Source organism: Paenibacillus mendelii (assembly GCF_024498075.1).
GTDB lineage: Bacteria > Bacillota > Bacilli > Paenibacillales > Paenibacillaceae > Paenibacillus_Z > Paenibacillus_Z mendelii.
The window spans coordinates 1-7,829 of record NZ_JANHOF010000040.1 but is presented as its reverse complement, the minus strand read 5'-3'; the positions used below and the strand labels follow the sequence as shown (position 1 = coordinate 7,829).

At 40.4% G+C, this 7,829-nt stretch carries 6 protein-coding genes; 2 read left to right on the top strand and 4 right to left on the bottom strand.

The genetic code is table 11. The annotated features are described in order from the left end of the window. The first annotated feature begins 279 nt into the window (after positions 1-279). Positions 280-1,791, top strand: a complete 1,512-nt coding sequence (locus NNL21_RS35655; protein WP_204822841.1) for a stalk domain-containing protein — start codon at positions 280-282, stop codon at positions 1,789-1,791. A 521-nt stretch (positions 1,792-2,312) separates the two neighbouring features. Here the strand turns inward: NNL21_RS35655 and NNL21_RS35645 are convergent. The 3 genes from NNL21_RS35645 to NNL21_RS35635 form a co-directional block, all read right to left on the bottom strand. After that, positions 2,313-2,942 carry a TetR/AcrR family transcriptional regulator gene (locus NNL21_RS35645; RefSeq protein ID WP_204822842.1) on the bottom strand — a complete coding sequence of 210 codons (630 nt, stop codon included), beginning with the start codon at positions 2,940-2,942 and terminating at the stop codon, positions 2,313-2,315. A gap of 209 nt (positions 2,943-3,151) precedes the next feature. Next, entirely contained in the window at positions 3,152-4,282 is a 1,131-nt protein-coding gene (gene pabB, locus NNL21_RS35640) for an aminodeoxychorismate synthase component I (protein WP_204822843.1), read from the bottom strand. Between the two features lie 48 nt (positions 4,283-4,330). Then, on the bottom strand, positions 4,331-4,846 hold the full coding sequence (locus NNL21_RS35635) for a GrpB family protein (RefSeq protein ID WP_204822844.1): 516 nt from the start codon (positions 4,844-4,846) through the stop codon (positions 4,331-4,333). Positions 4,847-5,152: 306 nt separating this feature from the next. On the opposite strand from NNL21_RS35635, the gene NNL21_RS35630 reads away from it, so the two are divergent. Beyond that, positions 5,153-6,055, top strand: coding sequence for a transglutaminase-like domain-containing protein (locus tag NNL21_RS35630; protein WP_204822845.1), 903 nt, complete (start codon positions 5,153-5,155; stop codon positions 6,053-6,055). Positions 6,056-6,388: 333 nt separating this feature from the next. Here NNL21_RS35630 and NNL21_RS35625 read toward each other — a convergent pair whose 3' ends face one another. Continuing rightward, positions 6,389-7,648 (bottom strand): hypothetical protein, encoded by a 1,260-nt coding sequence (locus NNL21_RS35625; protein ID WP_204822846.1) that lies wholly within the window; start codon positions 7,646-7,648, stop codon positions 6,389-6,391. Positions 7,649-7,829: the final 181 nt, after the last annotated feature.

Sequence of the window (7,829 nt, the reverse complement as noted above, 5' to 3'; positions counted from 1 at the left end):
ATCATACCAAGGAGTCATTTTGTTTCTCAAATCTCGTATTTCTTTATAATAGGAATGCTGCCCGTTAGCTTAGTAAAAATAAGGAACAGCTGCCGCTGGCAAAATGCTCCTTGTTTCGTTCAACTATCGTTCCCCGTAAGGTTAATTGTGACTGAATAATATAAGGGTAACCAACCTTACTGTTGAACCTTCGCAACATTTTCCATCTTGTTTCGTTTATATCAATGGTGGGTGTCAAATTCCATCTATATGGTAATTTTCCATTGGGAGAGGCGATTAATGATGATGAACGATAGAATGAAGAAGCGGGCAAAGAAATGGGTAGTTGCAGCAGGGCTAATTTCCACTATGGCTTTGGGAGTTGTTGTACCAGCTGCTGCGGCTGCGACTGATGTCTCAGGCAGTATACGATCTTTTGAACCGACGTCTTTACTCAAGAATGACGGAACGTTTTGGGTATGGGGAACAGGACTTAAATCGGTACCCACCCAGATTTATGGACTTACTGATGTTGAGACATGGTTGGGCCAGTACTTTGTCAAGAAGCGGGACGGCTCCGTATGGCATTTGTATCAATCGTCGGGTAATGCCCCACTCCAGGCCATTCAGGTGAGCGGAGTGAGCAATCTGACAATGGTCCGTATGGGAGATGATAGAAGTGTTGTTGCACTTGATGCCAAAGGGAATGTTTATACCGTTACCATAAATGGCAGTGACGCTAAGTTTAATCTTGTGCCAGATGTGAGCGATGTAGTGGATTTGAATTATTATACTGAGTCATCTCAAATCGCCGACAAATTCCACTGGGTTTTCTTAAAAAAGGATGGTACCGTCTGGGTGAGCGTCGATGAGTTTAAGAAATTTAAACCAGTCGCTTCGCTAAGCGGCGTTATGGCAATCTTAGACAACCTTGCCTTGGACAAGAACGGCAATATATGGACCTTGTCTCGCATCAGCGCCGAGCAACCGGGAGAGCAAATAGCGAAGAAGATGAAGGGTTTAAGCAATATTCAAACGATTTATAAAAACAATGATACAAGTTTGGCAATTGACCGTGACGGACGTCTCTATTACTGGGGCTATACATACACCGGGTCCTCCGACGGTACGGTGTATCACCCTCAGGATATACCTGTTCTGTTTACCAGCATTAAGAATGTGAAGGATGTGGTTATCGCCAATCGGTCCTTGCTTGTTCTCGTTGAAGGAGGCAGCCTTCAGCTGGCTTCGCTTGAGCGGGAAAAGATGCCGGAGAACCCGGAGTTCAAGCAGCTTGCATCTGCTATCACGAACATAAAGAGCGGCGGCATGCATGCCATTATGCAGAAAAAAGACGGGACGCTCTGGGGATATGGCTACAACAAGCATGCTGAGCTAGGCTACGGCGACTATGAGCTGATGCATGATACACCGGTTCCAGTACAACAGGCGATTTCTGTGCATCTCAATGGCGAGCTGGTTCCGCTCAACAACGGTGTTATTACCAGCAGCGGTCAGGCATTTATACCGCTACGCTCCGTATTCGAGAAGCTCGGGGCGGAATTCAAGTGGGATGACCAGAACAAAATTGCTACTATCAATCGGACGGATGCAGCCAAGCCTGCCTTGTCAATATCCATCAATCTCAAGACGGGCGAGACGAAGCTGAATAATGAAACGGTGATGCTCGCGAACGATCCGTTTGGTGTGAATGGCGTCTCGTATTTGCCGCTTCGATTCATCAACGAATCGCTTGGCGCGAAGGTCGATTGGGTCCAAAAGAACGAAGATATCTCAATTACAATGAAGTAGGTTTTTATTAGCATCAGCGGGTTATATGAATAGAATCGGAAAAGCAGCATTGCCGGACTAGGGCCGGTGATGCTGCTTTCTATGGGGTTATTTAGACGATTAGTATCTTAGAAAGGTTCCAATTTCAGCCAATATCCGTTAGGCTAATAAAAATAAGCAGGCTACGGCAGTCTGCTCGACAATGTGTGTTATTCAACTATCGTGTCCCGTTAGCTTAATCTCCCATAAGAAAAATTCGTAAAGACGGAGTTGCTCGGTTTAATTGTTGACGCGGCGTTTTAGTGCAATATTTGACAATAATCGTTGAGAAAATCAAAAATTAAAAACGATTAATCCCGCGCATAAAATTCAAAATTGCTTCAATGCGTATTTTATCAGCACAATCTTCGCAACAAAAAAACTTAACCTTTCTTTCCTTAGCTTGTTTATATTTTAGTGAACCTTCGTATACCCTGAATGTTTTTTTACAATTATAGCAAAGTACATCGTAGTAAAACATTGGTAACCCCCTTGGTGACACATCACTTTTTAGTTGATATATCGAAGATTGTAACCAGTTCTCTCGTATATTCCTGAACATCTAAATGAGGCTTTCTCATTAATTCCATAGTAAACCCGTCAATGGCATTTCTAATTGTTAACGCCATCACCCTTGCCGATGGTTTGGTAAATTCCCGAAAAAGCCCTTCATGCACCCCTAGGGCGAGAATATTTTCAATTGGAAGTAAAATAGCTTCATCATGGTCTGCTGCAAACTGGAGTTTACCATCAGCAGTTATCTTTTTAGAACCCAATTCTATAACAGCGAAAACATGCTGCAGATTTTCAGCTACAAATGCAAGATTGGATTCAATATACACTCGAAGCATTTCTTTAGGAGATTTTTGAGCTTCTATTCGTGGAGCAATGTATGATTGCCAAGCTATATAGTATTCGATAGCTATTTGCTCCAATAATTCCTCTTTATTTGCAAAGTGATAAGAGATAACCCCCTTACTGATTTTCGCACGTTTTGCAATCTCTCCTAAAGAGGCTTGAGTGTAACCTACTTCTGCGATTGTCTCAATCGCACATTCCACAATTTGAGCTCTACGAGCTTTTTCGATGAACGACATTTGTTTTTGGTTAGTTGGTATATTTTTTTTACACATGTTTTTATTTTAGTACATCCGTACAAAAAAATCAAACAAAAAACCATTTAGGTGAATATTATCTAAATGGTTTTTGAACCCCTTTATAGAACTAACCTGTCCGTTAGCTTAATAAAAACAAGGAACAGCTGCCGCGGCAAACTATTCCTTGTTTCGTTGAGCTATCGTGTCCAGTTAGCGTAAAGACCAGCGTTATACGTTTCTTAAGGCTACTCACAATCAACTTCTGTTTTCCCAATCTGGAGATTCCGATTAGTCAACACCCTGGATTTCGTCCTCATCTCCTCATACTCGTCCACTGCGGTTGAATCCCAGATAATCCCTCCACCTACTCCATACACAGCCTGCTGAGTAAGCGTGTCAACAAGGACTGTGCGAATGGCTACATTAAATGTGATTCCTTCACCAGGTACAAAAAGCCCAATAGCACCGCAGTATATGTGACGTGGCTCCTGCTCCAAAGATGATATGATCTTCATGGTAGATATTTTGGGCGCTCCAGTAATAGACCCGCAGGGAAACATAGCTTGAAATACATCAAACAAGGTGATTCCTTGCTTTGTATTCGCTTCTATGGTCGAGGTCATTTGGTACAAGGTAGGATACTCCTCGATTTCAAACAGCTTAGGCACCTTTATGGTGCCTGTCTTGGCAATACGACCTAAATCGTTCCGAAGGAGATCCACGATCATCACATTCTCCGTTCGGTTCTTCTCGGATTCAAGCAAAGCTCTTTTGCTCTCCGACCTGGGTAGTGTACCTTTCATTGGTTTCGTGCGGATGTTATCTCCATTCCATTGAAAGAAAAGCTCGGGTGAAACTGAAAGAATTCGGTAGCGTCCTATATTCAAATAGGCGGAATAATTGGTATGCTGGGCTTCGCTCAAATGTTCATAGTAGGCAAAGTCATCTCCACTGAACTTTGCTTGCAGACGCGTTGAATAGTTAACCTGGTATGTCTCTCCTCGAGCAATCGCTTCATGAATGCATGCAATGTTGTTTTTATACTCCGAAAAGTCTTTACCTATACTCCAGTCTGATATGTTGTACTCCCCAGCTCTCCTTATTGCCTCTTTTTCCACTGGTTTATCGTAGACACCGAACCATACTAACGGAATCTCTGCATCGGGATCACAAACACTTAGGTGCCTATCAAAAGCGGGAGCGCACTCGTAAGAGACATAACCAGCCACATAGAACTGATTATTGATTGCCTCCTGCACTTTATCGAAAATCTCTTTAACATTTTCCTTGTTGTAGCTTTGCCACACTTGCAGAGGTTTTTCGAATTTCAATCTTTTCTGATTGAAATCCATGATGATAATAGGCTCGTGGTTCACTTGCAACACTCCGCTTCTATATGCGCATGGTTAAACTATCGTTCCTCGTTAGTTGAATCCTAACTTCTCCATAATCTTATTAATAAATTCCGTTTTTTCATGAGAATACGTAATTTTGTCGGTTTGATGTGTTCTGGAAAGCGTCTCTTTTAGAGTCTGGTATTCATTCAATGCTTCATTGTCATGCAACAAATAATCTCGGAAGGCAAGTTGCTTTTCTAGATATATATTACCCGTTAGGAACATGTGTATCTGATGAGTTCTTGGCTCTCCTTTGCTAAAGTAATGCCTTTCCGGCAGTATATCTGTTCCTTTATATTCATAACCAAGTCGTTCCAAACCCTGAACACAATGTTTTCCGAGTTGAAAATCCTTCAGTTCGATTGCAATATCAATTATAGGCTTAGCCGATAAATTCTTTACCGCTGTACTCCCAATATGGTGAACTGCTAGGACAAGTTCACCGAGTTCAGATGTTATCTTATCACTCTCATTTGTAAATTCTGTTACCCACTCGTTCGTCCAAGGAATAAGAAAAACTTCCCCATTAGGTAGACCAAGCATTATCCCATCCTCCTAGAGTATTTTCAATTAAATTATAGCTGATATTGGAAGTAACCTGCCCTTTAGCTTAATAAAAACAAGGAACAGCTGCCGCGGCAAAGCTCCTTGTTTCGTTCAACTATCGTGTCCCGTTAGCTCAATTGGAAGCAGGAGATTGAGGGAGAGAAGTAGAAAACATGATTGGTAAAGTAGTGTTCACGAAGTTCGTAAACACCTCAAGAGATGATATTTCTGAGAAGTTCGTGAAAAAGTCGTTAGTACGTAAGAGCAAAGAGCGAAAATTAGAATTAATAAGGTAGGTGTGCCGTGAATAACGAATATTTATTGTATACCGGTGCATTACGGGTATTCAAAGATTTTTCAGTTTCAAAATGCAACGACTTCGTAATTGAACACGATACAGTGAATTCACAATATAAAACATTGCAAGATAAATATCCTGTCAGAGAAGTGGCTGGAGAAGGTGACGATTTCTCAAAAGTCACAAGATTGATGCGATGGGTACATGATCACGTACTTCATAATGGCGGTATAAAGGACGTCGAATTTATCTCCAAGGATTCCGTATCCATTTTAGATTACGCTTACGGGAAAGGTGTTGAATTTGGCGTATATTGCAGATTGCAAGCAATTGTCTTGACGGAATGCTGTCTCTCAATCGGTTTGCCCGCAAGAACAATTCATTGTTTGCCTTTTAGTCCAAACGACTTTGAATCACATGTTGTTTCTATGGTGTATATCAAAGATCTGAACAAATGGGTGTTGTTTGATGCTGGAAACAACGCCTATTTAACGGATATTAATAAAACTCCTCTTTCCCCATTGGAGGCGAGAGTTCTGCTGGGTTTGGATGAGTGCTTCGTGAATGATAGCTTACCATATTACCAATGTGATTTTCACGAAAAGCAAATGTTCTACAAACAGTACATGGCAAAGAATTTGTTCTATATCAAATTCTCTGCACGGAACACATTTGGAACGGATTTGGTTGAAGGTCAAAGAACATACCACCTGATTCCTTTGGGCTTCAATGTCAAAGAACGCGAGATAGCTTATTGTGAATACGCAATAAGAAACAGTCCCGAGCAACTCAAAGGCGACTGGGAAAAAGCATTGGAAGGATTTAAAACACAAGAACGCCGTATTGTTTCGCAAGAGCAGTTTTTCAGTACCTACCCAAACGAAACAGAATTGATTTCATATTTGTAGAAACATGGATTTGGAAATGCAATATGATGATTATGGGATAAGTAAATAGAGTACTACGCCTAATTCCCGCTTCGGTAATCTGCCCGTTACTTCAATTGAACGATGGCAGCCGGTCATGTGACCGGCTGCCATCGTATCTTGTGGAGCTATCGTTAGCTTAAGGGATTAAATCCGTGAGATTTTGGGTCTTTTACGCTGAATTCCTAAAACGTGCCTGATTCACGACGCCACCCGCCCCTAATTTCTTTTATTTGGTCGGTCATCTGTGGTGACAAATATAATCTTCTTTGCCTACTCATGGCGAATGCACCGCAGCGTAAACGCTTGGTAATATTAGAGGGTTCTGAAACCTAGCAACACCGGTAAACTGTACCCTTTTTCTTGAGCAATTCTCACAAACGAATCCTTAAGTGTTGGATCTTCATTAAACACTTCTTTTAATGCATCTCTCAGATGCCACGGATGGTCTCCTGTAAAAGTAATTGATAAAGAACACACAATAGTCTCATCAATACCATATTTTTTAATATACCAAACCACTAGCCATCTCTTTGCATGATTGGCCCATTCAAATGAAGATATATTACGTTCTTCAAATGCGATCCGTTTAAAGATTGTTGGGAGACCCTTTGCAATTAATATATTCATATCTTCTTCCTGAATGATTTCAGGATATACACGTTGGTAGGATTTTACTATATTCACTATTGCTTCTTCCTGTTGATCAACTGGTATCAGGTCATTTCTAAGTAATGCTGCTAATATGCTAGGCTCAATTTTACCATCAAACCAAAGTTTTCGAATGAACTGAGGATGTCCTCTAAAATACACCACCTTACTAGAATCATTTTTCAATATGGCGTTATATAACTTTTCATTTTCCAGAAGATACTCTATCAAGGTTTCATCGAAAGCTTCGTTTAATCCAAATAGTCTTAACCAAAAGCTAATTTTACGTTCAGATTCATATGAACTATCGAAAAACGTATCTCCTAATAACTGATTAAGTTCTACAATGAATTCTTTATAATCATGCTCATAAATCGAATGAACAATCTCCTGAGTTATATACTCAAAATCTGTATTCGGTGCTGTAAGGGTAATATCAAAATGCACTCTGACTTTTTCTAATAGTGCAGCTTTTCCTCCATTAACTACAAACTTAGGCAAGTTATATTGAATGAATGACCAGAAAGACTCTACGTGTGATGCTTGAATGCCGTTTGTTTTAGCATGTGCACAATCGTTACGTCTATTCTTCCAGTATGTAACCTGCTGCCTCAAGTCATCAGTTAGATTAAATATGACCCATGATCCAGGGCCTCTCTTCACTGCTTCATAAACTTCTTCGTCCCACTTATCATCGTTCCGTAAATTTTGTAGTATTGCATTCCATTTTGCTACTGGAACATCATCCGGTTTTTTAGCAGATAAAATTCGTTCTTTTAATACAGTCTGAAAAAACAGATATGAAAACAAAAAACCAGCTCTATATGCAGAAGCTTTATAACAAACAATTGATTCCTTGAGAAGATTCCCAGCCTCTTCGGAAACAATTTGACTAGATAACCATTCTTCGATCTTTAGTCTCATATAATATCCTCCTATTTGAAATATTTCTTTAGTCCAGATCTGTCGTGGCGTAGTATTATCGAACGATTTTGAAATATGGCAATCCAATTATTATTCGTGAAAACATTGAACTATCCTCCCTCTATGGAGAATCACTTTTCTCTTAAATGCTCACGTTTTCTTAGATTTTGACCCAAGTTCA